The organism is Tunturibacter empetritectus, assembly GCF_040358985.1.
In the GTDB taxonomy this organism is placed as follows: domain Bacteria; phylum Acidobacteriota; class Terriglobia; order Terriglobales; family Acidobacteriaceae; genus Edaphobacter; species Edaphobacter empetritectus.
In genome coordinates this window covers 2,462,911-2,486,402 of sequence record NZ_CP132932.1, presented here as the reverse complement: position 1 = coordinate 2,486,402, position 23,492 = coordinate 2,462,911, and the positions used below count along the sequence as shown (strand labels likewise).

Below are 23,492 nucleotides of genomic sequence, written 5' to 3'. Positions count from 1 at the left end.
GCCGTTGGCTGAGCGACAACACTATGGTCGATTTGAGGCGAGAAGTTTTTCTACTTCGGCGTGGAGGCGGGCGGTGATGGCGGCTGCGGTGTCGTTTGAGGAGAAGCGGATGGGTTGGCCCACGTTGATCTGAAGGGTGCCAGAACGGAACCAGCGACGGCGGCGAGTTTTGAGTTCGCCTAAGCCCTGGATGGCCATGGGCAGTACTGCTGCTGAGGATTGCTTGACCAGCAGGCCGATTCCAGGGCGGAAGGGGGCGAGGGTGCCGTCGGTAGAGCGGGTGCCCTCGGGGAAGACGACGACGTGGAAGCCGTAGTCGAGGGCGTTGCCTGCGTGGGCGAAGCTGAGCTGGAAGTCGCGCAGACGCGGGAGGGGAAAGACGTTGAAGAGCGCGGTGAGAAGGAGCCAGGTGGGTGGGCCGAGGGGGTTGAGCCAGTAGGGTTGCTGGTTGCGGGCGTGGCGAAAGTCTTCGAGCATCTCGCCGGACATGGCTACGGCGGTGCGGAGGCGGATAGCACGGGGAAGGGCGTAGAGGAGGAGGGGGAGATCGTAGGCGGTGACGTGGTTGGCGATGAGGAGGAGCGGTTCGGTTGGCTGCTTGTCTGTTTGCTGCGTGTCTGCTTGTTGCGGGTGGATTGATTGATATGGCCGAGCTGCTGGTGACACGCGGGGTGCGGCTAAGAACCAGACCAGGGGTTGGGCTACACACTCGACGAAGGCGGTGCGAATCCAGCGGATGGGTAGTTGCCAGGACCAGTGAGGGTAGAGGTAGTGGGTAGCTTCTGCCGGGATCGGCGCTTCGGGCTGTTGGGTCGCCTGAAGCTTTTTTGTCAGCGCGTTGAGGTCGGCGGTTTCGGCGAATTCAATTTGCTCGGGACGCGTAACCGATTGATCTTCCGAGACTCCTCTATTGCCAGAGTTTGCGACGAGGTGGCATAGCTCGGGGAGCGTCTCTACCTTGTCGTATTGCTCTTGGGGAAATGCGACGCCGAGTTTTTCTTCGAGCGCGTCCTGGAGCTGGACGCGGCCAAGGCTGTCGAGACGCAAGTCTTCGGCGAGGCGTAGGTCTTTATTTTGGATTTCGTTTTCGGGAGGGACGCCTTCGCCTGTGATGCGGGCTATGAGGGTTAGGAGCCAGTCGGTGGAGGTGGTGGCTGGTGTTGACGGGGCTGCGTTGCCGTTGTTGGCTTCCCTGCTGGTCAGCCAGTTGGCTACGGCTGCGCGTTTGATCTTGCCGGTGGAGGTGCGGGGGAGATCGGGTTCGGACCAGAGGGCCCAGCGGCGGATGCGCTGGAACTCGGCTAGGCGGGTGTTGGCACGTTGCAGGATGGCGGGGGCGCGGTCTGGGGCATGGTCGGGGGTGGTGCGAAGGGCTAGGACGGCGCAGGGTTCGGGTCCAGTGGGGGTTGCGATGGGGACTACGGCGCAGGCGGCTACCTCGGGTTCTGGCTCGAAGGCGGCTTCGAGGTCTTCGGGGTGGAGATTGACGCCGGTGGCGGTGACGATGGTCTCGCTCTTGCGGCCAAGGAAGCGGAGTTCGCCGGTGGGTTGGGCTTCGGCGAGATCGCCGGTGGCTAACCACTCGTCGGTGCGGGGTTGAAGGGCACCACCGGACCAGGTGGCGGGGGAGATCATGGGGCCGCGGACGAGGACTTCGCCGTCGGGCTGGATTTTGACGTCGCGACCGGGGAGGGGCTTGCCCATGGTGCCGCGGGCGACTTTGAAGGGGTGGTTGAGGGTGATGAGGGCGGAGGTTTCGGTCATGCCGTAGCCCTGGACGAGGACGAAGCCGAGGGCGTTCCAGAACTGCTCGATGGGTACGGGGAGGGCGCCGCCGCCGGTGACGAAGGCCCAGTACTTGAAGCCAAAGAGGGAGTGGATGTCGCGGAAGCGCCACCAGCGTTTTTGCGCGGAGATGCCTTTGGCGGCTTCAATACGTGCCGTGAGGTTTGAGTTTTCGGTTTCCAGGTGGGTTTTGAGCAGGGCGAGTACGCGGGGAACTCCGGCGAGGACGGAGATGCGTTCGCGGCGAATGGTTTCGATGAGGCGGGGGGCGGTGAGGCGGGATTCGAAGTGGACCTCGGCGGCGAAGATGGAGGGGACCCAGAGGCCCATCATCTGGCCGAAGACGTGGCTGAGGGGGAGGGTGTGGAGGAAGCGGAGGGGGTGGACGATGCGCTCGTAGCGCATGTAGGGTTGGGCGGCGGTGCGGATGGGTTCGAAGCTGGAGAGGATGTTGCCGTGGGTGTGGACGATACCTTTGGGGTCGCCGGTGGTGCCGGAGGTGAAGAGGATCTGGAGGGGCGTGTCATGGGAGAGGGTGGGGATGGGGTTGGCTTGATCTGCCGTTACGGCGGGGGGAAGGGTGGTGGGCCAGTCTTCGAACGAAAGATGTGGCCAGTCGTTGGGGAGGGTTTGTAGGAGCATGGCGTCGCCGACGATGAGGGAGGGCCGGACGTCGGAGGCTACTCTTGTGGCGAAGTCGGGGGTGCCGTAGGCGTCGAGTGGGACGACAATGATGCCGCGGAGGATGCAGGCGTGAAAGGCGGCGACCCATTCGGCGCTGTTCTGTGCCCAGAGGATGAGGCGGTCGCCTGGTTGGAGGTTGCGTGAGACCAGGAGTGCGGCGAAGCGTCCGGCCAGGTTTGCGATCTCTGCGTAGGTTGTCGCTTTGCGGCGGTTGCCGGTGTACTGGACGATGGCTGTCTGGCGGCCGAAGCGACGGAAGTCGTCGAGCAGTACGGCCAGGTGGGGGCGGGTGGGCATAGGCAGTCAGCTAGACAAAGATAACCCATTGCTACGCCATGCTCGACCAACGCAAGCTAGCCCAGATTGATAAACACAGGAAGATTCCCTGATACTGAAGCGACGACTCGTGCCTTCGCCGAAGCGATACACGCAGCGCGCAAGCCTTCTAAAGCTACTCGGAAGCGTATCTTAGCGAGGCTAACCATAGGTCGTGTGCTCGATGCATGTAAAAGCTGCCTTCGGTCCCCAGCTTCTTGTCGGCTGGTCCCACGCCTACCTCTTCTGTCACTGCTCTGCAGCCGCCCTCGACAGGTATGAAGTGCCACGCATGGTAGTGACTCGACTCAGATGGCGCGACAGTTTCGGGTGTCCAGCTTAGGCGCTTTCCGGGAACCCACTCCGTGATCTTTGCTGTGATGGGTGTGTTGAAGATGGATAGCGAGAGAGTACGCCCTAGTCCTGGAGTTTTGTTCGGTCCCTCAACCCTGACATCTTTTACCAGGATGAACCATTCTGGCCATGCGGTAACGTTTGCCATCTGCGCGAAGACATGCTCGCATGGTGCCGGAATGAGAAGCTCATTATGGCTGAACTGCGCGGCCGTTGCAGGGTCGAAACCTTTTGGCCAGTGAATAGTAGTGTCTCGGCGTGCCAAATCGTTCAGGGCGATGTCGCGCGCCATGGCTGGGGTCTGTGCACGGGAGGGTTTATGCGAACCCACGAATATCAGGAACAATACACCTAACAATACAAAGCCTCGCTGCATAACCCTACGATACAGAATTCTGCGAGTGCTCGTTAATCCCCGCAAACGCGCTTTTCATCAGTGGAGATCACTGACGCTAAACCTACTTATCCGTAGTATTTCGCGTGCTGGCAAGGTGTGGAATCGAATCGATTCCGCGGCCATCTAAACGACGAACTGGTAGAAACCATGAAAGTCATTGAGCTAGCAGCGCCACGTGTCGATTCACTGCATTCCTGCACTTATCCTGATCCCGTCCCAGGCCCGGGTGATGTGTTAGTTCGTCTGCGGGTCGCTTCGTTGAACTTTCTTGATATCGCCGTTGCCACCGGTAAGTACTCCCTCAACAATTTTCCGATCATCCCCGTAACAGACGGGGCGGGCGAGATCGCGGATATCGGCGCGCCTGTGGCCGACTGGAAGGTTGGAGAACGGGTCATCCCGCATTTCATTCCCAACTGGCAAGATGGCCGGATGCCCACCGCCGATGGTGGACCGCGTCGTGGCATCGATCTTCCTGGTAGCCTTGCGGAGTATGTGGTGGTTCCTGCGTTCGCTGGTCCGCACGCCGGCGCATCTATCGAACGCTGAATCTGCCACCTTACCGATAGCGGCAACCACGGCTTGGCGCGCCATTCGCAGTGCTGGACTGGGACCGCACAAGACAACTCTCGTGCTCGGCACCGGCGGCGTATCGCTTTTTGCAATGCAGTTTGCAAAGGCGCACGGGGCGCGTGTCCTTGTTACATCGTCCTCTGACGAGAAACTGGAGCGCGCCCGTAAACTGGGCGCCGATGAAGGACCTGGGCAGAGCGCAGTACGGTGGCCAGCATGGCTTTCTCATGATCGAGCCGAGGGAGAATGCGGGAAGCATCTCCCGACCGTCATACCCATAATCCCTGCGCCGCGTGGGCCAGTTAAGAGCCAGTAGCAGATCTCGCACATAGCGGGGTACAGGATGGGTATCGCATGAGCGTTTCCAGCCATCGCAGCGCAGTCAGTCAAAGGGCCATCAAGGGTTGCGCACCTCAATCGTTTATTGTTGACCCTGGCGCATGCGAAGAAGCGGACCGGGAACCTGGCCGTTATAGGCGACTGTTCGAATGTGGTGTTTAGGGGAAGCCTCGAGCGTGTACGGAGCGATCTCCAGCGTGGCGTCCGGAGGGCGCCGCTCCGGACGCTGCGCCCAGGAGAACCGACCCCGTGGCCATGCCCGAAAGCTGTGCAAAGCGCCGACGAGTCAACAATGCCGAATATCCTTGGTCTGTCATTACATCAATATCCTGAATGCGAACGGGTGAAAACCTGTCTTCGCAATACGGGCCTTTCGCTTGATTGGCCGCGCCAGGAAGAGTTACGGATCACACTGCAGAAGTTGCTACGGAGAAAGCGGGGATCTTTGTCGGCGAGTACGTCTGCTTTTACGTTTCCGAAGGTAGTCTCAGACTTGTGTTTGATGTTGTCGTAGAAGGCCTGCAGGATGTCCTCTTTGAAATGGGCTGCGGAGGCAGACGTGCGTGAAATGGCGGACGCTCATACCAATGCGCTCAGCGAGCGATTCGACGGTGAGGTCTTCACGAACGTGCTGGAGGCTCCATACCTGAAGCTCGCGCAATGGCTTTCAGGTGATGCCTGATGCGAAGCATGTGGCTGTATTGTGCTTGCCCGCCCGGACGCACGAGAACCATGACCAGGAAACGCGCGATCTTGAGAGCTGTTTCGTGTCCGTGGTCTTCTTCAACCAGGGCAAGAGAGAGGTCAATACCGGCTGTAGTACCTGCCGATGTGCAGATAGAGCCGTCGTGCAGATAGATCGGCTCGGGCCGCACAACGACTTTTTGGTATTCCCTGGCGAGACGGTCACAGAAGTTCAGTGGGTAACGGCTTGCTTCCCGTTGAGGAGGCCTGCTCTGCGAGAAGGAATGCGCCGGTACAGATGGATGCGACGTGCGCGAGATAAGCGCCTTTAGGGCACAGTGCTGCAGATGTTCTCGAGAATGACGTCGACTGCAGCGCAAGCCAATCGCTCAAGCTCCGCGTCATTTTCATGCTTACCGACTCCTGCCAGCAGGCGGTATAGGACGTCTCCTGTCAATGAGTCGTGAAGGATCACCGCCATCCGATCAATTGGGATCGTTGTTTTTCGCAGCTCTTCACGACGACTTTCCAACAAAGATCGTATGAACGAAGCTGTCCTGGCGGGACCGTGTGTATACCATGCCTCTCCTACTTCGGGACAGTTCGCTGCCTCGCCGATGGCGAGTCGGTGAAGCTCCACGGACCGTTTTGCGGTGATGAGCTTCAGGATGTGAAAAGAGAGCTTCTTAAGGCTCTCTTCAAGATTCAATCCTGAGTAATCGATCTTCGCGAGCGGCTCATTCGATTCGCGGCACAGATTCTCGATACTGCTGATGAACAGCCCACACTTCCCACCGAATTCGCTATACACCGTGCTCTTCGAACCGCCAGCCACCTCGACAATCTTGTCGATGGTGACGCCCTCATAGCCGCGCTTTAGGAACAGGTCTGCCGCGACTCTTTGGAGCTTGCTGTTTCGAACTTCTCCTCGCGATGGTTTGCTAGGCATTCATCTGCCTGTCGTGAATAAATATTTCAACGCGGTCCATAGCCGGAATCCTCCTGTATTAACAACATTTTATGCGTCCACTCTTGTTCACATCTGGGAATTTTTAGTGCGTCGTATTCGAACTTGAGTGCATCTTATTTGTACTGTACAGTACAGTACATAAGATGACAATCGCAAACTGTCTGAAATATGAAGACCACATGGAAATCAATTTCGAAGATTCGCTCATTCACCCGACAGCGGGAGCCTCCATTCGGACGGCATCTCAAACGGGATCGAATTCAGCAATCAGCATTGTGCATCCCGCTGAGTTGAGCACGGAAACGCAGCAGACATCAGGATCGCTAAGGATGTCCGCCATTACAGCGATCCACGGTATTGTTTCCTCGCTCTGGGCAGGCATATTTTTGGTCGAGCCTTTAGTGAAGACCGGCATTCACCACCACGGCGAACAGGACACGGTCGTTTACGTCCTTGAAGGAGAAGCTACTGTACGGTGGGGCGATTTCGGAGAACATTCGGCCACTGTTGGAGCGGGCGACTTTCTCCATGTGCCAAGTTGGTTGCCACATCAGGAACTCAACCCTTCGAAGGAACACCCGTTTCGATGGGTCGTTGTCCGAAGTACGCCAGAGCCGATCGTTGTCAATCTGCCTGACGATTTCTGGCCCGCCACCTGAGCGCAAACTGTGGGCTGGTAATACATTCCAAACTCTCAACACGAAAAGGAGCAGTCTTATGAATACGAATGAGGAACAGATTCTTTCAGCCGCAGGTGCAGGCACATTTGCCATCGGTGGCGAACTTACGGTCAACCGGCTAGGCTATGGAGCGATGCGGATCACAGGGGCAGGCGCGTGGGGATCTCCCCCGGACAAAGCTGCTTCAATGGCGACCCTCCGACGGGCGATTGAACTCGGAGTGAATCTGATTGATACCGCCGACTCCTACGGACCAGGCACCTCCGAAGAGTTGATCGCAGAGGCACTCTACCCATATCCGGCTGGATTAGTGGTCGCAACCAAGGGTGGATGGGAGCGTCCAGGCCCGGGCCAATGGACCCACAATGCGAGCCCGGAACATCTCACCGAAGCACTTGAGGGGAGTCTGAAGCGCCTGCGTCTGGATCGTATCGACATTTACCAACTGCACGCTCCCGATAATGCCGTGTCATTCGAGGCGTCGGTAGAAACACTGGCCAGACTGCGCGAGCAGGACAAGATTCGCCATGTCGCGCTCTCGAATGTAACCCGCGAGCACATTGAAAGAGCGCGCAGAATAGTTCCGATCGTATCTGTGCAGAATCGCTACAGCTTTGCTGACCGGGAATCGGACTTCATTGTCGATTACTGTGAGCAGAGCAACATCGCTTTCCTTCCTTGGGCTCCGCTCGGTCAAGCGAAGGAGGCACATGACGCCATCAAGAAGGTTGCAAACGATCTTGACGTGACTCCCTTGCAGGTCGCATTGGCGTGGCTACTCAAGCGTTCCAAACTGATCCTGCCTATTCCTGGAACGTCCTCGGTCAAGCACCTGGAGGAGAATATCGCTGCTGCGGGTCTTGAACTTTCCCAAGCCGCGTACGACAAGTTGGCCGCTGTAAGCCATGCTCCCGCAAGTCTTCGTGGTTGAAGGACTGCCCACTACTAAGCCATTGCACGATCGATTTTCGCCACACCTGGAGATGAAAATTATGACCGGCTTACACTTAGCGAAATTCCCCGTATTAACCCTTCTCGCCTTCACCACGTTTCTTCATTCTGCGCTGCAAGCTCAGAAGACGATCACCGGTCAGGCCGCCTTAGCCGACTACACTCAGCAGAAGCCGGGTGTCCGGCGAAAGATCACTGTGGCAGATCTGCCAGAGCCGAAACCGTCTGAGTCTGTCGACAACGGCCCCTCTCTTGTTCAAAGGCCGGAGGGCGCGTGGCCCATTGCCCCAGCCGGTTTTACGGTTCAACTCTATGCGGGCGGTGACGCGGCCACTCCTATGCAGCGCTCCGAAAATAAGAAAGAGACGCACGCGCCCACGTCTGGAACCTTCGTGATGCCACGCATCATTCATACTGCACCGAATGGTGATCTCTTCGTAGCGGACTCGCAGGCTGGCTCTATAATGGTGCTGCGTGGCGTGACGAATGCGGGTAAGGTAGCCACCATCAGCACCTACGTTACGGGCCTCGATCATCCCTTTGGCATTGCGTTTTATCCCGCTGGCGCGAATCCTCACTGGATCTACGTCGGAAACGCCACGACCATCATTCGATTCGCCTATAAATCCGGAGATCTGAAGGCTGCTAAGGCGCCCGAGACAATCGTGCCCGATCTTCCCGGCTATGCTCAACTGCGTGGCGGTGGTCACTGGACGAGAGATGTCGTCTTCTCTCCCAACGGCAAGGAGATGCTCGTGTCCGTTGGAAGTGGATCGAATGCCGACGACCCTGACACCCATCCCAACGAGTTTCATCGGGCGGACGTGTTGGAGTACACCCCAAAGGGCAAATTTGTCGAAGTGTACGCTTACGGTATTCGTAACTGCGTTGGCGAGGCAATAAACTCTGTTACCGGTCAACTCTGGTGCTCCACGAACGAGCGTGACGCCTTGGGAAACAATCTCGTTCCAGACTACGTGACTTCAGTGAAGGAAGGCGGCTTCTATGGCTGGCCCTGGTTCTATATGGGTGGACATCAGGATCCGCGACTTATGGGCACACACCCTGAACTCAAGTCCAAAGTCATCACCCCCGATGTCCTGGTTCAACCTCATATGGCCTCACTCGGAATGACCTTCTATCCCATCAACAAATCCACCTTCCCCTCCGAATACGACGGCGACGGATTCGCGGCCGAGCACGGGTCCTGGAACCGAGCGAAGCGCGGGGGCTATGAAGTGATCCGAATTCCCATACGGAACGGCAAAGCCACTGGCGAGTACGAGGACTTTCTTACCGGATTCGTCACCGCAGACGGGCAGGTCTGGGGTCGCCCAGTGGGAGTAGCAGTAGGTCATGATGGCGCTCTCTATGTGACAGATGACGGCTCTCGCAGCGTCTGGCGCATATCGTACACCGACAAATAGCCAGACCGTGCCGAGTTTCGAGCAGACCCTTATCCCAAATGGAGACAACCGACATGCTTTCCAAATATCACAGTATTCGAATTGCCACTATCGTCACCGGAGCATCTTTGACAGCCGTGCTCGCTCAAACCCACGCGAGTAGCGTTGCAAGCGGTCACCGCGAAATCCTGCTGCAAACAACCCAATCGTGGAACGGCCAGCCCTATACACACTACCCAACGGGGCAGCCACAACTCACGACGATCAAGCTGACCATCGCACCACACACCGTCCTGCCGTGGCACACCCATCCATTCCCAAATGCCGTCTACGTGCTTTCAGGCACTCTTACGCTGCATGACAAGGCTAGCGGCAAGACACAGGTTGTTCATCAGGGACAAGCGGTAGGAGAATCCGTGCATGATGTGCATCGAGGCGAGTCGGGTGATGAACCCACCGTGCTGCTCATCACGTATGCCGGCACCCTAGGCGTTCCGACCTCAGTTCCTGCGGCAGGCGAAAAGGCGGAGTACTGAATCATATCTGCTCAACCGAACCGTTAATGAAAGACAGTGGAGGTACTTATGCCATCAAGTGGAAAGCAAGAGTCAGCAACGGCGATCGTATCGCGCCGGTTTTTTCTCGCAGCCGGTTCAGCAGCATTGAGCGGGATTTCACTCGCACAAAACACGGAGGGGCAGATGACACAAATGAAGACAGAACCTTGGGGACGTATTCTCAATGGGAGAGTAGCTGTAGTCACTGGAGCGGCACGCGGAATTGGGCGCGCTGTAGCCTTAGCCTTGGCGAACAGCGGAGCTCACGTGGTTGGAATCGACATCTGTGCCGTCGTCGATCCGCGTTCAGGAGTAGAACCTGCTAGCCGCGCCGAACTCGATCAGACCGGTGAGATGGTTAAGAGCGAAGGCGTACAGTGGAAAAGCTTTGTGCTGGACCAGCGCGACCTTCCCGCACTGCGCATTGCCGCGGAGAAGATCCACGCAGAGTTTGGCCGCATTGACATTCTGTTTGCCAACGCTGGTATCCAGGCGTTCCGTCCACTACTTCAGATGGAAGATCCTGACTGGCATATCCAGATCGACGTCAATTTGACGGGCACAGCCAATGCGCTCCGTGCCTTTGCGCCGTACATGGTGCAGCAGGAGCACGGCCGGATCATCATGACGACATCGACTCAGGGAAGGCATGGCACCTTGAACGGGTCGGCTTATTCGGCATCGAAATGGGGCATTATTGGCTTGATGAAGTCTGCAGCGATGGAACTGGGGCCGCATGGCGTCACCGTTAATTGCCTTGTGCCAGGACTCATCGATACACCGCTCACGCGCCATGAGGAACGATATGAGCAAGCTCTGCAGATGGCGGGACGCACGCCAACGGGCGACAAAGCCGTGGACGAAGAAGCGGCTCGCAAAGTGCTACAGAGCAAATCAATTCTCGGTGTGCCGTGGATCGATCCGGCAGAGATGTCGCCCGTCGTCGTATTCCTTGCATCCGACGCGGCGCGAATGGTTTCAGGCGCGACCTACGATGTAACAGGTGGTGACAGTGCCAATAACGTCTAGCCATGCAGTTGGCTGGAAGTTGCATTGGCCAAACCCTAGCGATTAACGTGGAACTCCGCGGTTTGGCTATACGAAGGGATAACGCACCCTGGTTCGAGGACTGCAGCGGTCTGAGCACCATCAAACGCCGAGGCACGACGTCTGCCGACAATGGGCAGAGGTCTCAGGGGTAAACCAAGTCAAAATCGAGAGCGCGAAAAGACCACAATAACTGTCCTTAGGGTGCCTATCAGCGCTAAATCACTGTCACAGAATAGGTACAGTTGATAAATAGCTGCTATCTAGTTGATCACGCAAGTGGCCGCTGACGATGAAGTGCATGAGAGGACCGGAGTGCGCACGAAGTGTGTCCGGGTAGGTATCAATCCGGTCAAGCATGACGGGTGAAACCGTGAACGTCGTGCCAGGAGGCGTAAACTTCCTTTCTCCCGTACCAGATCTTCTACATCCGCTTTATTGCGCGTCAGCACCATCACATAACCGTACAGATGATCAGAGCGGCATCCTTACTAGTTGAATTTGGCGTTCCAATACATACAACATAAATTCCTTAGGGAAGAACTCATTCGCAGCTGCAATCCGCGTCGTGCGGTCTGGGGACCGGCCTTCTTCATGAAATTGAACCAACACTTCTGCTTAGATCGGAGGGAAGATCGTTCCAGTTTTGAATGCCTCCTCAATTCGGTCGGCAGCGACTTCCAATCCGCGGGTTCGTTTTATAACCTTTTGGAAGTAACGGGCTCTTGCGCGGTAACTCCAATTCTTAAGCACTTCCCGGATCGCCTCTAACATGTTTTCCCTTGTAAGCGCCGCAATCTCCAGAGATCTCCCTACTCTGTGATACTCGATTCTGGCAGCCACACCGGGCTGGTCATAGCCGATTGGAACAGCGACCATTGGTACTCCCTGGGCCAACGCTTCAAGGGTTGTATTTAGTCCTGCATGGGTTATACAAAGTGCGGCACGCTTCAAGAGTTGCAGTTGAGGGGCGGCGCGAACGATGATTGCGTCCGGTGGAGTTGGCCGCAGATCATCGGGATTGATGGACAGTCCAACTGAAAGAACAAGCTGAACCTCTTGAAGTTTTTCGGCAGCTTCAAGTATCGCCTTATAGGCATGGTCCAATCCGTTGACCAGGGTTCCCAATGAGGCGTAGATCAGAGGCTTGCCATTTAATTTTTCCCAAGGAAAAGCTACAGGCTCACGGCCTTCGTCATCGTGAAGCGGTCCGGCATAGTGAAATTGGGAAGGCCACGGGATGCCGGGGAAGTCGAACTCTTTCGGCGTCTGTGTAATGACAGCAAGCTTGGACTGGGTTGATCCAGGCTCCTGCCAAGCGCTTCGAAGACCGGCGCTGTCGGCGTAGTGCGTCGCCTCGATCAGTACCTGCGAGAGTGTCTGAACGACCTGATGTACTCCTTCGACGTTCCTGCTCACCGCCTCCGGGGTGGTCTCGTGTGGCCAGTTGAAGATAAATGGGGGCGTCGTTCCTGATGCGTCAAGATGTAAGGCGCAGCAGACCTGGACATAAGGGATGCTCATGTTGATGGGAACCAGTTCAAGGAAGAAGTGAATGGGATCCATTACCAGAGCTTCAATGCCTGTGTCTTGCAATATCCGTGGAAGATTCTTGAAAGCTGCCCGGGCGAGAGGCGCGAACACTTTCTCGCATGTATAGGTCACAACCTTCATACCATGCATCTTCGCTATCGGAGCATAGGCTTCAGCCAGCGATCCCGAGGGAAATTCTTGTTCGCAATAAGGGATAAAGGTCAATCCTGCAGCCCGAATGGCAGACTCGGTATCCGGAACACCGATGCAAATCACTTCATGACCCCGCGCTTGTAGTTTGCGTGCGAGGGCCGTCATCGGATACAGATGCCCGGAGGCGGGATAAGCTATAAAACCGATCTTCACTAATACCTCTCCTAGTTATGTGCCGACGTTATGTGCCGGCTATTTTCAGCAGGCGAGTATAGAAGGCTCTGAGTGTTCGTAAATTCAGAATGTCCTTGTGATGGCAATGATGTTTCCTCTCTGAATGTAGCCAGGAATTCCATAATGATCTTTTGTAAAGCTGCGATCTTTACAGAATCTCGTCACAGGATCTCGCAGGTGAGTCGAACGATATGCGAACGCATCTAAGTTGCATGGATATGGCAGGGCGCAAACCTTCGCAGCTTGTCGGCCTGATCCCCTCCGGCGCACAAATGCTCGGGACCAGCGAGTCACTCCCTTGGAAGGGCTTCTTTATCGAGAAGCATGCCATGACGCCGGGAGAACGGCCGCTCGGCGTCAGCCGCTGGCATCTGATCTCCGCATTAGGAAAGCGTCCTGCCATCTTTGAAGGCAAGACCGCCCATGGAGGTGTGCTGCCGTTCACAAAAGCGCCCGGCGCGCTTACGCTAGTTCCTCTCGGAACGATTCCGGCGGTGCGGCTGTGCTCCTCTTCCGAACTCATCAGCTGTGCGGTCGAAGACGCAGTCGTGCAGGCGATCGCGATGGAAGAGCGCAAGGGACAAATGCCCGAGTTGCTCTTCAAAACCGGTATACGCGACCGCGCCACCGAACATATCGTCAACCTGCTATCGGAGGAGATGGAAGCTGGTGGTCTCGCGGGACGCATGTATGCGGAATCCCTTGTACAGGCTCTTGTCAGCCGTTATCTTGCCCTTGCATCCAGCAAGTCTGTCCCACAGGCTCCCGCAGCTCCCGTGATGCATCCCCGACTGCTAAGGCGTCTTCGTGATTGGATGGAAAGTAACTTGCATCGTGACATATCGCTAGCAGCGATGGCACGCGAAGCAAACTACAGCTCGACGCATCTTTTGCGCTCCTTCCGTGCGTCTACTGGTATGACCCCGCATCAGTACCTGCTCGAACTGCGTGTGGCAAAGGCGGAAAGCCTGCTGCGCGACAAAGCTCCCCGTCTGATCGATATCGCGAGCGAGTGTGGGTTTGCAAGCCAGGCTCACTTCACCCAGATCTTCAAAGCTCGTCGAGGGCTTACGCCTGGTCAGTATCGTCGCCAGTTTGCTTCTTAGTCTCGAAGCAGACCGGGCAATCGATACGGCACAGAGCGGGTGGCATTTGAGATTGTCAACAAGATTAATTGCTGTTGCAGTTTGCTGCTCCGGGTTGCTCGCAATAGAAGGCTCGCATGCTGGAAGTTGTGTCCATGACATGCTCTTCAAGGCGAAATCTGAGGCGAGATCATGTAAAGATGGCAGTTTTACAAAAAACTATTCCAGACACTGTGTTTACCCTCAAAGAGGAGGAAACATGATTGCTATTACAGGAATAACTGGACGTATAGGAGGAGGGCTTGCGGGACATCTGCTAGCCCAGGGTCAAGCGGTTCGGGGCGTCGTTCGCGACCCGAAGAAGGGTGAAAACTGGAGGCAGCAGGGGTGCAAAATCGCTGTCGCTGAACCCTTGGACAAGAAAGCTCTTACTGCCGCTTTTCGAAGTGCCGAGGCGGTGTTTATCTTGCCGCCACCAATATTCGATCCTCATCCAGGCTTTGCCGAAGCATTTGCTGCCATGACCGCACATAGAATGCTGCGCGAAACGCAGGTGTCGGCAAAGTACTCTACCTTTCAACCATCGGCGCGCAAGCCCGGCAAACGAACCTACACTCTCAGCATACCGTCGGGGAATCGGCCTTCAGCGAGCGCGCTGCCCCGGTCACGTACCTGCGCCCAGCCTGGTTCTTAGAGAACGTTTCTTGGGACATCGATTCCGCTCGTGATGTCGGCGTCATACACAGTTTCCTGAGTCCGCTCGATAAGCTGGTCCCGATGGTGGCAGGTGAAGACATAAGCCGCGTGGCAGCCGAGCTGATCCAAGGGCGGTGGGATGGGCTTCGGGTGGTCGAGCTTGAGGGCCCGAAGCGCACGATCCGCAGAATATCGCGGACGCTCTCGGAAGGCTCTACGCCGGCAGGTCCACGCCAAAGCGGTTCCGCGCGAGTCGTGGGAAGGTTTGTTCATCGCGCAGGGGATGGTCAATCCGCATTCGCGCATCCGAATGCTGGAAGATTTCAAATGAGGGTTGGATTGAGTTCGAAGGCTCGCGCAAGAGAGAGACAACCGCTGAAACCGTCATTCGCACTCTGGTCAACAATGCGATCAGTCAACTTGCGAAGCTAGAGAAGTTGGCGGGATGAGGCTCCACTGACGCGGTGGCGCGCGTTGAAAGTTTGCGAGTGCCGTTCCGACTCCAAGTGATGGTAAATCTTCTAAAGATTAAGTCAGAGTAACGTAAGCCGTAATCCCCACGAATCCATCTCATGAGATCTGCGCGTTGGTGCGCTCGAATTAGGCATCGCATGGCAACAGGAAAATTCTTTGAAGCTAGGAACCTTTTGGACTACTATCCGTTGGAAAATCCTGATCCTCTTTTCACTCTCCAGCGTGGTCTCGGTGATCATGGTGACTGGCTTTTCGATAGCAGTCCTGAACGTGATCATACGACGGGAGAGCGCGTACCTGATTGAGGAACGAATCAAGGTTATCGTTGAAAGCCGCAAGGGGCTCATGGATCCCGTCCTTGAGAAGGTACAGGGATGCCGGTACGCCTCCGATTTGCCCCCTTTCGCAGCCTTCACCGAACAGTTGAATGCTACGTGGCCGGGTAGTGAAAGCATGGTTTCAATCCTGTCCCCAGAGGCCCGCCACAACGCCAATCCGCGGTGGCTTGATGCAACGTCCTTCGCTGGTCTCGTTGAAGATCGGGGGAGTGCCGAAATTCGCTTCCTGCGCACCGTGAAACGCGAGGGTTGTTCGGTAAGGGTTCTTGTCAGAATTCCTCTTGGCGGAATGTTCCTGAATCAATTATCAAAGGCTTCGGGCTTGGAGATCGTAGACAGCAGGCCAGTGCTGCTTCGTCCCTACCGGCGCGATGAGGGGATTGCTGGAGAAATCAAAGCCAACTTTATACCGGGTTCGTCCCAGCCGGTTCCTGTCGTGATTGTCGCGCGGAACTGGGAGACCGGCGCCTCCGAAAGCTGGGTGATATGCCAGCTTCGCCCCAGCTATGCACGGACTATAGAGGATCTCAGCCGTATGGGCCTGCGCAGAGCATCGTGGGTCGCTCCTCTAATCACCATTGGGTTCGGTCTGGGTTCCCTCTACGCATGCGGCATGTGGTTTTCTCTTCGCCTGAGCAAACGCATCGTCACTGTAATTAATACCTTGACCCATGCCGCGCATGTCGTCGGAATGGGTGATTTTTCGATCAGCATTCCTATTATCGAACACGATCAACTGGGATCGCTCGTGGGTTCGTTCAATGCCATGACTTCTCAGCTAGCCGGTCTGTACAAACAAGAGAATCATCGTATTACGCTGGAACGCGATATGACGTTGGCTCGTGAGGCACAGCAATATCTCTATCCGCGCGCGGCGCCGGTCCTGTCAGGGGCGACGGTGTGGGGCAGCACCACGGCCGCCCGTATCGTAAGTGGTGATCTTTATGATTTCTTTTCCTGCAGCAGCAGCTCGGTGGGCCTGCTATGCGCTGACGTAAGCGGCAAGGGTATGTCGGCAGCATTGATGATGGCGCACCTTCAGGCGGTCACACACGGCAGAATGCTTACCCCCGATGAATCATACGCGCGGCCCTCTCCTTCCGCCTTCGCTGCGGCGCTCAACCGTGATCTCTGTGGACGCTTTGGCGACAACCGATACGTCACTATGTTCTATGGAGAATACAATTCCCACAGCGCGCGGCTGCGGTATATCAATGCCGGGCATTGTCGACCCATTTTCATCTCAGAGACCGGCGAAGTCACTGCGCTCCTCCATGGTGATTTGCCGATCGGGTTATTCCCGGACGCGATTTATCAGGAGTTTCAGGTCACTGTATCGAAGGGTTGCACCGTCGTCGTGTACAGCGATGGATTGATAGACGCGTTGAATGCGGAAGGGGAGGAATTTGGTGAAGAAAGGCTGGTGGAGCGCTGCAGATCTCTGCCGAAGGGAGCTACGGCTAAGGAAATCTGCTCACTGCTGTCCCAGTGTCTTGCTGTATGGTCAGCGGGTGCCGAACAGTTCGACGATACGACCATTCTCGTTCTGACCGTGACTGACGGTCAAATCTCGGTGAATTGACGGCACCCGAGAGGGTGTAAGTCTGCTTGCTGAATCATGCCGCAGGAGATAGCTTGGACGTATCAGAAAGACGAGTTACAGCACTTACGGAAGCGAAGAGTGAAGGACGCAAGGGTACATCTGCACCTGCTAAAACTAACTTTGCCGCGGAGGCCCTGGCTCAGGCGTAACTTGCCAGGATTCAAGGACCTTCAGGCACGCCTGAAACCCTCCATAATGCGCGCAACTGACAGCGGTAGTCTTTGTCGACATGCATGCAAGTTGAGGACCTGCCTGACTGCCTTTGCACTGACCGGTGGTCTGCTATGCAACCTGCATGCGGCGAACCTGAAACAACTTCCGCAATTTACACGGACCGCGTGGCGTGTTCAGGACGGACTGCCCGAGAACACTGTCCAGGCGATTCAGCAGGCCAGCGCCGGATATCTGTGGATTGGTACTACGGGCGGAGGCGCACGTTTTGATGGCGCACGCATGACGCCCATCAGCGTAGTAGATGGAAGCATCTTTTCGATGGCGGCGACGCGCGATGGAAGCATCTGGCTGGGCACCGAGGGCTCGGGTTTATTTCACCTTCATCATGGTGTGACCACACCTTTTTCGGCAGCGCAGGGCCTGACGGATGGCTTTGTTCGCGCGATTCTCGAAGATCGCAACGGCCGTATATGGGTCGGCACCGACAACGGCCTCTTCTGGATCGAAGGCGACCGAGCCCGACAGGTCGACACTGCGCAATTCGGGAATCCTCTCAGCGTGCACGCGCTGATGGAAGACTCCTCCGGCCGAGTGTGGGTGGGAGGCTCAAAGCTTCTCGTCTTTGGACCCTCATTGAGCACGGGAGCCCCGCAAGGCAGGATCGTTCAGCACACACTTCCCGGGGCTTTCAGCGAGAACCGCATCAAGTGCATGCTCGAAGCAAGAGATCATACGATCTGGATCGGCACCGTGGGTGGACTGGATCGTCTCGTCGAAGGAAACTTCGTGCGGGTACCGGGCATCGTGGGCACGGTGCGAACCATGCTGCAAACGTCGGACGGGCTCTTCTGGGTAGGCACCATCGGCCATGGTTTGTATGTTCGCCGCCAGGAAGATGCCTTCACTCGCATCGGCGGTGAAGGGCTGGGGGGGATCAATACCGTTCTAGCGCTGTTCGAGGACGATTCGCAGCAGCTCTGGATCGGTAGCCAGGATGGTCTCTTCCGCATGCGCCGCACGCCGATTCGCATCATTCCTCTGCCCGGCGATACCGCGCCTGACTTCGCCACGATCTCGAACGATCAGGGCAACTCGCTTTGGGTGGTCTCGAGCCAGGTTTTTCACATCCAGGACGGTGTCGCACGGCCCTTCACGTTTCCCGGACTGGCGGGCGTTACGATTCGCAATATCTTCCGTGACCGCGCAGGAACACTTTGGTTCGGCACGGACGGTGGCGGGGTCTACCACGAGACAGTCTCAGGCCTGGTTCATTTCCTCGCACCCTCGCGCCTGGTGAACAACTTTGTACGTGGATTCCTGGAATCCTCCGACGGCACAATCTGGATCGCCACGGATGAAGGAGTCAGTCGCATTCGAGGCGAGACAGTGGAAAACCTTCGCATGTCCGACGGTCTCGCATACTTCAGTACCCGTAGCCTTCTCGAAGACAAAGACGGTGATATTTGGATCGGCACGGAGCGTGGTCTTTCCCGCTGGCACCGCGGCCGCTTCGTGCAGGACAGCACAACGGTAGCGCTGCAACACGAGAAGATATGGTCTTTGCTTGAGACGAGTGACGGATCACTCTGGTTCGGTACACGCGATCACGGTGTCTATCGCAAGACCGCCTCGCACCTGGAGCACCTTTCCGTCTCGCAGGGACTCGCAAGCGATCGAATCTATCAGTTACTGGAAGGTCCCGGAAAGCGCGTCTGGTTAAGTGGACCTTCTGTCCTTTCGTCGTTTCTGCTTAATCAGCCGAATTCAACGAGCGAGGGACACCTTGCGAGTACGGTCTACGAACTTCCCGAAAGTGCCTCCGGCACCCAGATGTATGGAGGGCGCCAACCATCGGGTGTAGTGGATCCGCAGGGTAACGTATGGTTTCCCAGCACACGCGGCGCAGTCGAAGCCATCGACGGAAGGTCTGCAAACCAGAGACCGCCGCGCATTGAGATTACCGGAATTGTTGCGAACGGTCAGCCGCTTGATACCAGGACAACTGACCTGGTGCTGCCTCCTTCCCTCTCCAGGCTTGAGATCTCCTTTGCACCGCTTCTCCTTCGTCCCCAGGCTGGGGTTCGCTTCCGGTACAGACTCGAGGGTTTTGATCCTGAATGGATCGACGGCGGCCCAGGCAGGCTCGCGGCCTATACGAGTCTGCCAGCCGGCAGTTATCGCTTTCGCGTTCAGGTCTTTGAGGCCAACGCCCCCGATCGCCTCTCCGAGACCGCTCTGGCCATCCGTATTCACCCTCACTTCTACAAAACTCCCTGGTTTGTGGGTGCTTGTCTGATTGCGTCTGGTCTACTCGCATGGGGCATCTATGAAGGTCGTCTGCGGCAGATTCGTCTGCGATTCGCCGCGGTGATCGAGGAGCGAAGCCGCTTGGCGCGAGAGATGCACGACACCGTCATCCAGGGGTGCACCGGCGTCTCGGCCCTGTTGGAGGCAATGTTCAGCCTTGAGTCTGCAAATCAACCGCTGCGCGATGATCTTCTCAATCACGCTCGCGCGCAGGTACGGTCCACGATCGACGAAGCTCGCCAGGCGGTATGGAATCTGCGCCATAACACGCAGCTATGCGAGGATCTGCCGGTTCGGCTGCAACGCTTAGCGGCCCAGGTTCAGCAGGATCTATCGACCGAGGTCATCTGCAACACGGACGGCCCAAACATTCCCCTGGGTGACTTCGCGGCGAGGGAGCTTCTGATGGTTGTTCGAGAGGCTGTATATAACGCTGCCATTCACGGCACCCCCACGCAGGTAGCCATCTCCTTGCTTTCTCTACCCGAAAGCATCTCGATTGAAGTCCGCGATGACGGTATCGGATTCCAGCCCGATCTTTCTGCCGCCCGCGCGGGGCTACACTATGGTATCGCTGGTATGCGCGAACGGGTGGAACGGATGAAGGGCGAATTTACATTAGCCAGCGAGATGGGAAAGGGCACAACCGTTCGGGCAGCTATTCGCCGCGTCCATCTGACACCCCGTAGATCGCAGGATGCGGAGTCATTGTGACTTCAAATAGTCCCGAGAGGCCGGTCGCGGAAGTTCACCAGGCACCCATTCGAGTGCTGGTTGTAGACGATCATCCTATCCTTCGCTTTGGCGTAATTGCGATCATCCAGGGATGCGGGGATATGACCGTGGTTGGGCAGGCTGGAACCGCCTTCGACGCTGTCCGGCTCTTTGAGGAGCATCGTCCTGACGTGACCCTGATGGACCTGTCTCTGCCGGACGGCAGCGGAGTAGATGCAATTCGCAAAATCAGGCGCTCGCATCCAGTGGCGCGCATCATTGTTCTGACAACGTACGAGGGGGATGAGGACATCTATCAGGCTCTTGAAGCGGGCGCGATGGGCTATTTGATTAAGGGGATGCCACATCAGAGTCTTATCGACGCGCTCCGCCGTGTCCATGCAGGGCGTCGATTCCTGCCGGCGCCGGTAACAACCGCACTCTCTTCCAGAATGCCCGATGGTGAACTGAGCACACGGGAGCGTGAGGTACTTGCACTGCTGGTGCGCGGATTCAGCAATTACGAGATCGCCGAGCAGTTATCGATCAAGGAATCAACAGTGAAGTGCCACGTCAGCGTGATCCTGCAACGGCTCGAGGTAACAGACCGAACCCAGGCAGTGGTCACTGCCCTTAAGCGCGGACTGGCACACCTCTAATCTCGCGGCTCTGGTCATCTTCATGACCTTCTTCGTTCACTCCTACTTTGGTCGGATTCGCCGACGATTTGTTTTCGGTAGAGTCGTCCGGTGCGAAACTTGACCCTCCTCACCGTGCCGAAGTGGACGCTCCCTCGCAACAGGGTGCTGTCGTATCTACTTCCGTCACTTGTTTTTTTTCTGAGCTTTTCTACTATTGCGCAACAGCCGGTGGTGATCGATGCACGTGCGCCAGTCAGTGGTCCGAAGCCAGTCCAGGCTGCGCTTGGCACGAGTACGCGTCCCGATGGGCAGAGCCTGACCGTGAACTCACAGTACCTGTTGCTTGACGATAAGCCCTGGCTGCCAGTGATGGGAGAGTTTCACTATAGCCGCGTTCCACGTCAGGATTGGGAGGCCGAGATCCTTAAGATGAAGGCGGGAGGGGTCCAGATCATCGCGACGTACGTGATCTGGCTGCATCAGGAGGAGGTCGAAGGCAAGTTCGACTGGAGCGACCGTCGCGATCTGCGTGCCTTCGTTGCTCTTTGCTCGAAGCATGGCATGTATGTTTACCCGCGCATTGGACCGTGGGCGCATGGAGAGGTTCGCAATGGCGGCCTTCCAGACTGGGTTCTCTCCAAGGGGCCGGTACGTCGCAACGATCCAACGTACCTTGCCGAAGTAGGAACTTTTTATCAGCAGATTGCGGATCAACTGCAGGGCGAACTCTGGAAAGATGGAGGGCCGGTCGTCGGCATCCAGATTGAAAACGAGTACCGCGACGATGGAAAGCCGGGCAGCGGCGTAGAGCACATCCGCATGCTGAAGAAGCTTGCTCGCGATGCAGGTCTAGATGTGCCGCTTTACACCGTCACCGGCTGGGATGGCGCTGCCATCCCGCTCGATGCCGTGCTGCCTGTATACGGAGGCTACCCGGACGCGCCATGGGATGGGTTAGCGAAGAAGATGCCACCCAATGAGGTCTACACCTTCCGCACCGCCAATCGCATCGGCGGCAATATGGGCATCATCGGCGGGCGGGGACAAAATCCAGCGTCATCCTATGCAGGCACTCCCTTTCTTACCGCCGAGGTTGGCGGAGGCCTCGAAGACACCTATTTCAGACGGCCGGTTCTCTCGACAGACGACATTGCAGCCATCCCCACTGTGCTGATCGGCTCGGGCGCGAATCTGATGGGCTTCTACATGTTTCAGGGCGGACGCAATCCCGAAGGCAAGTTGACCACGCTTCAGGAGTCCCAGGCTACCGGCTACCCTACCGATGTTCCTGTCAAATCGTATGACTTTCAGGCTCCCCTTGGTGAGTTTGGCGGGGAGCGGCCCAGCTTCCGCCGGCTCAAGCTGGTCAACTACTTTCTCAACGATTTTGGAGAGCTGCTGGCACCGATGACACCGAGCTTTCCTGCCGCACTTCCTGCGAGCCCCGCAGACCTCAGCGTGCCCCGCCTTTCGGCTCGCACCTCCGGAAACCATGGATTTCTGTTCATCAACAACTACCTGCGCGGGGAGACGATGCCGGACAGGAAGCAGTTCTCCGTAGCTCTAAAGACCTCTTTGGGTATGGTCGTCGTGCCTGCGAAGCCGATCGATCTTCCGTCGGGGGCCTACGGCATCTGGCCCGTGAACCTGAACCTCGGCGGCCTCACGCTTCGGTATAGCACCGCCCAACTGTTCCATCGGTTCACCGTGGGCGAGGAGGCATACTTCTGTTTTTTCGCCATCCCAGGTATAGATCCGGAGCTAGCACTTGAGACTTCGCAGAATCCTGTTTCTCTCAGTTCGTCACTTATAAGACACACGGAAGACGGAGTGACTTACCTGAACACCCACGATCCCGCGCAGATTCAGCAGATCGTGTATCAGATAGGGGCGAAAAAGATTCATCTCCTGCTGTTCTCTCGCGAACAGGCTGAGCATACCTGGCGTGTGCCTGGGCAGAGTTTTCCCTTGCTGACCTCCGCCGATTTCTACGCGGACGAGCATACGGTGACGCTGCAGTCGAACGGAGATCCGAATATCTCGTTTTCTATCTTCGATCGAAGCTCAAGGCCGACGACCTCGGCTTCCCTCCGGTCAAGCAAGCCGTCGGATCTGCTCACCACCTACGCCTCACGGTTGTCGGCCGTCTCTCCAAAGGGCAGCCTTCAGCTTGTCTCTCTTGGATCGCATCGTGATCCCCTTCATTACGGCTCAACATTCTCCTGGCGCAAGCAGCCGATTCCCGTTGCTCCGGATGATCAAGACTTCGAACATGCTTCGAGGTGGACGCTCGACCTGCCAAAACTTGCATACGGCGATGTGAGCGACATTCGCATCTTCATCGAGTACCAGGGAGACGTCGCACGTCTCAGCTCCGGAGGCAAACTTGTCGATGACGACTTCTGGAACGGTAGACCGTGGGAGCTCAGCCTGAAGGATCTGCGACAGGAAGGGGTAGACCGTCAGGCTGAGTTAAAGGTTCTGGGATGGCCCAAAGATTCACCGATGTATCTCGAAGCTCCAACTCCGTCCGAGGCCCCTCGGGATGGTCTCTCCGCAAAACCTGTCCTGAGGTTGATTCCACAGTACCAACTTGAGGTGCATTTAGCCCCATGAAACAACACCTCGTTCAAAAAAATGCTCTTTTTGGGTACGCCTGGAGGTTTTTTACGTTCAGTCCGACTTTGGTCGGATTCGCGGTCCGGTGTACGAGGCGTAGTGTACGTCTGCTCGACTGTACCTAGAAGCGTCGCTCTGAAGAAAGACGACGGGCAAGCGAGTGAAGATTCACATTCAGG

18 protein-coding genes are annotated in these 23,492 nt (G+C 56.8%); 14 read left to right on the top strand and 4 right to left on the bottom strand.

The features are described from left to right. Positions 1-21: 21 nt before the first annotated feature. Entirely contained in the window at positions 22-2,766 is a 2,745-nt protein-coding gene (locus RBB75_RS10175) for an AMP-binding protein (protein ID WP_179636484.1), read from the bottom strand. 154 nt (positions 2,767-2,920) lie between these two features. Beyond that, positions 2,921-3,430 (bottom strand): SRPBCC family protein, encoded by a 510-nt coding sequence (locus tag RBB75_RS10170; RefSeq protein ID WP_353068028.1) that lies wholly within the window; start codon positions 3,428-3,430, stop codon positions 2,921-2,923. A 252-nt stretch (positions 3,431-3,682) separates the two neighbouring features. Here RBB75_RS10170 and RBB75_RS10165 point away from each other — a divergent pair, with 252 nt between their 5' ends. From RBB75_RS10165 to RBB75_RS10155, 3 genes are all read left to right on the top strand, one after another. Further along, positions 3,683-4,084 carry an alcohol dehydrogenase catalytic domain-containing protein gene (locus RBB75_RS10165; RefSeq protein WP_353068027.1) on the top strand — a complete coding sequence of 134 codons (402 nt, stop codon included), beginning with the start codon at positions 3,683-3,685 and terminating at the stop codon, positions 4,082-4,084. Continuing rightward, positions 3,981-4,424 (top strand): zinc-binding dehydrogenase, encoded by a 444-nt coding sequence (locus RBB75_RS10160; protein WP_353070376.1) that lies wholly within the window; start codon positions 3,981-3,983, stop codon positions 4,422-4,424. The genes RBB75_RS10165 and RBB75_RS10160 overlap by 104 nt, the downstream gene beginning before the upstream one ends. Before the next feature lie 549 nt (positions 4,425-4,973). Further along, a complete protein-coding gene (locus RBB75_RS10155; protein ID WP_179636482.1) occupies positions 4,974-5,129 on the top strand; it encodes a hypothetical protein in 156 nt (51 codons plus the stop codon). A 330-nt stretch (positions 5,130-5,459) separates the two neighbouring features. On the opposite strand, the gene RBB75_RS10150 is transcribed toward RBB75_RS10155, so the two are convergent. Beyond that, complete coding sequence (locus RBB75_RS10150; protein WP_179636481.1) at positions 5,460-6,080, bottom strand: TetR/AcrR family transcriptional regulator; 621 nt, start codon at positions 6,078-6,080, stop codon at positions 5,460-5,462. 164 nt (positions 6,081-6,244) lie between these two features. Between RBB75_RS10150 and RBB75_RS10145 the strand changes: the two genes are divergently transcribed. From RBB75_RS10145 to RBB75_RS10125, 5 genes are all read left to right on the top strand, one after another. Beyond that, the gene (locus RBB75_RS10145; RefSeq protein WP_179636480.1) at positions 6,245-6,760 is read left to right on the top strand and encodes a cupin domain-containing protein; all 516 of its coding nucleotides are present in this window, start codon (positions 6,245-6,247) and stop codon (positions 6,758-6,760) included. A gap of 58 nt (positions 6,761-6,818) precedes the next feature. Next, positions 6,819-7,712 carry an aldo/keto reductase gene (locus RBB75_RS10140; protein WP_353068026.1) on the top strand — a complete coding sequence of 298 codons (894 nt, stop codon included), beginning with the start codon at positions 6,819-6,821 and terminating at the stop codon, positions 7,710-7,712. A gap of 61 nt (positions 7,713-7,773) precedes the next feature. Next, a complete protein-coding gene (locus RBB75_RS10135) occupies positions 7,774-9,159 on the top strand; it encodes a PQQ-dependent sugar dehydrogenase (RefSeq protein WP_179636478.1) in 1,386 nt (461 codons plus the stop codon). Positions 9,160-9,212: 53 nt separating this feature from the next. After that, positions 9,213-9,674 (top strand): cupin domain-containing protein, encoded by a 462-nt coding sequence (locus RBB75_RS10130; protein WP_353068025.1) that lies wholly within the window; start codon positions 9,213-9,215, stop codon positions 9,672-9,674. A 48-nt stretch (positions 9,675-9,722) separates the two neighbouring features. Continuing rightward, complete coding sequence (locus RBB75_RS10125; RefSeq protein ID WP_353068024.1) at positions 9,723-10,724, top strand: SDR family NAD(P)-dependent oxidoreductase; 1,002 nt, start codon at positions 9,723-9,725, stop codon at positions 10,722-10,724. A 636-nt stretch (positions 10,725-11,360) separates the two neighbouring features. On the opposite strand, the gene RBB75_RS10120 is transcribed toward RBB75_RS10125, so the two are convergent. Further along, positions 11,361-12,641: a glycosyltransferase gene (locus RBB75_RS10120; RefSeq protein WP_353068023.1), complete on the bottom strand. Its 1,281-nt coding sequence runs from the start codon at positions 12,639-12,641 to the stop codon at positions 11,361-11,363. Between the two features lie 239 nt (positions 12,642-12,880). Between RBB75_RS10120 and RBB75_RS10115 the strand changes: the two genes are divergently transcribed. The 6 genes from RBB75_RS10115 (at position 12,881) to RBB75_RS10090 (ending at position 23,310) form a co-directional block, all read left to right on the top strand. Next, entirely contained in the window at positions 12,881-13,768 is an 888-nt protein-coding gene (locus RBB75_RS10115) for an AraC family transcriptional regulator (protein ID WP_353068022.1), read from the top strand. Positions 13,769-13,907: 139 nt separating this feature from the next. Beyond that, positions 13,908-14,441: an NmrA family NAD(P)-binding protein gene (locus RBB75_RS10110; RefSeq protein ID WP_353068021.1), complete on the top strand. Its 534-nt coding sequence runs from the start codon at positions 13,908-13,910 to the stop codon at positions 14,439-14,441. 632 nt (positions 14,442-15,073) lie between these two features. Further along, a complete protein-coding gene (locus RBB75_RS10105) occupies positions 15,074-16,837 on the top strand; it encodes a PP2C family protein-serine/threonine phosphatase (protein WP_353068020.1) in 1,764 nt (587 codons plus the stop codon). A gap of 261 nt (positions 16,838-17,098) precedes the next feature. Then, positions 17,099-20,053: a sensor histidine kinase gene (locus RBB75_RS10100; protein WP_353068019.1), complete on the top strand. Its 2,955-nt coding sequence runs from the start codon at positions 17,099-17,101 to the stop codon at positions 20,051-20,053. Further along, entirely contained in the window at positions 20,050-20,712 is a 663-nt protein-coding gene (locus RBB75_RS10095; RefSeq protein ID WP_353068018.1) for a response regulator transcription factor, read from the top strand. Before RBB75_RS10100 ends, RBB75_RS10095 begins: the two co-directional genes overlap by 4 nt. A 90-nt stretch (positions 20,713-20,802) precedes the next feature. Beyond that, positions 20,803-23,310, top strand: coding sequence for a beta-galactosidase (locus RBB75_RS10090; RefSeq protein WP_179636473.1), 2,508 nt, complete (start codon positions 20,803-20,805; stop codon positions 23,308-23,310). Positions 23,311-23,492 lie beyond the last annotated feature (182 nt).

Bases quoted from the DNA above. Each gene is read 5' to 3' on its own strand.
- RBB75_RS10160 (WP_353070376.1), top strand. From the start codon at position 3,981: ATGGTGGACCGCGTCGTGGCATCGATCTTCCTGGTAGCCTTGCGGAGT.
- RBB75_RS10145 (WP_179636480.1), top strand. From the start codon at position 6,245: ATGACAATCGCAAACTGTCTGAAATATGAAGACCACATGGAAATCAAT.
- RBB75_RS10115 (WP_353068022.1), top strand. From the start codon at position 12,881: ATGGCAGGGCGCAAACCTTCGCAGCTTGTCGGCCTGATCCCCTCCGGC.
- RBB75_RS10175 (WP_179636484.1), bottom strand. From the start codon at position 2,766: ATGCCCACCCGCCCCCACCTGGCCGTACTGCTCGACGACTTCCGTCGC.
- RBB75_RS10140 (WP_353068026.1), top strand. From the start codon at position 6,819: ATGAATACGAATGAGGAACAGATTCTTTCAGCCGCAGGTGCAGGCACA.
- RBB75_RS10135 (WP_179636478.1), top strand. From the start codon at position 7,774: ATGACCGGCTTACACTTAGCGAAATTCCCCGTATTAACCCTTCTCGCC.
- RBB75_RS10155 (WP_179636482.1), top strand. From the start codon at position 4,974: ATGTCCTCTTTGAAATGGGCTGCGGAGGCAGACGTGCGTGAAATGGCG.
- RBB75_RS10170 (WP_353068028.1), bottom strand. From the start codon at position 3,430: ATGGCGCGCGACATCGCCCTGAACGATTTGGCACGCCGAGACACTACT.
- RBB75_RS10150 (WP_179636481.1), bottom strand. From the start codon at position 6,080: ATGCCTAGCAAACCATCGCGAGGAGAAGTTCGAAACAGCAAGCTCCAA.
- RBB75_RS10125 (WP_353068024.1), top strand. From the start codon at position 9,723: ATGCCATCAAGTGGAAAGCAAGAGTCAGCAACGGCGATCGTATCGCGC.
- RBB75_RS10130 (WP_353068025.1), top strand. From the start codon at position 9,213: ATGCTTTCCAAATATCACAGTATTCGAATTGCCACTATCGTCACCGGA.
- RBB75_RS10165 (WP_353068027.1), top strand. From the start codon at position 3,683: ATGAAAGTCATTGAGCTAGCAGCGCCACGTGTCGATTCACTGCATTCC.
- RBB75_RS10110 (WP_353068021.1), top strand. From the start codon at position 13,908: ATGCTCTTCAAGGCGAAATCTGAGGCGAGATCATGTAAAGATGGCAGT.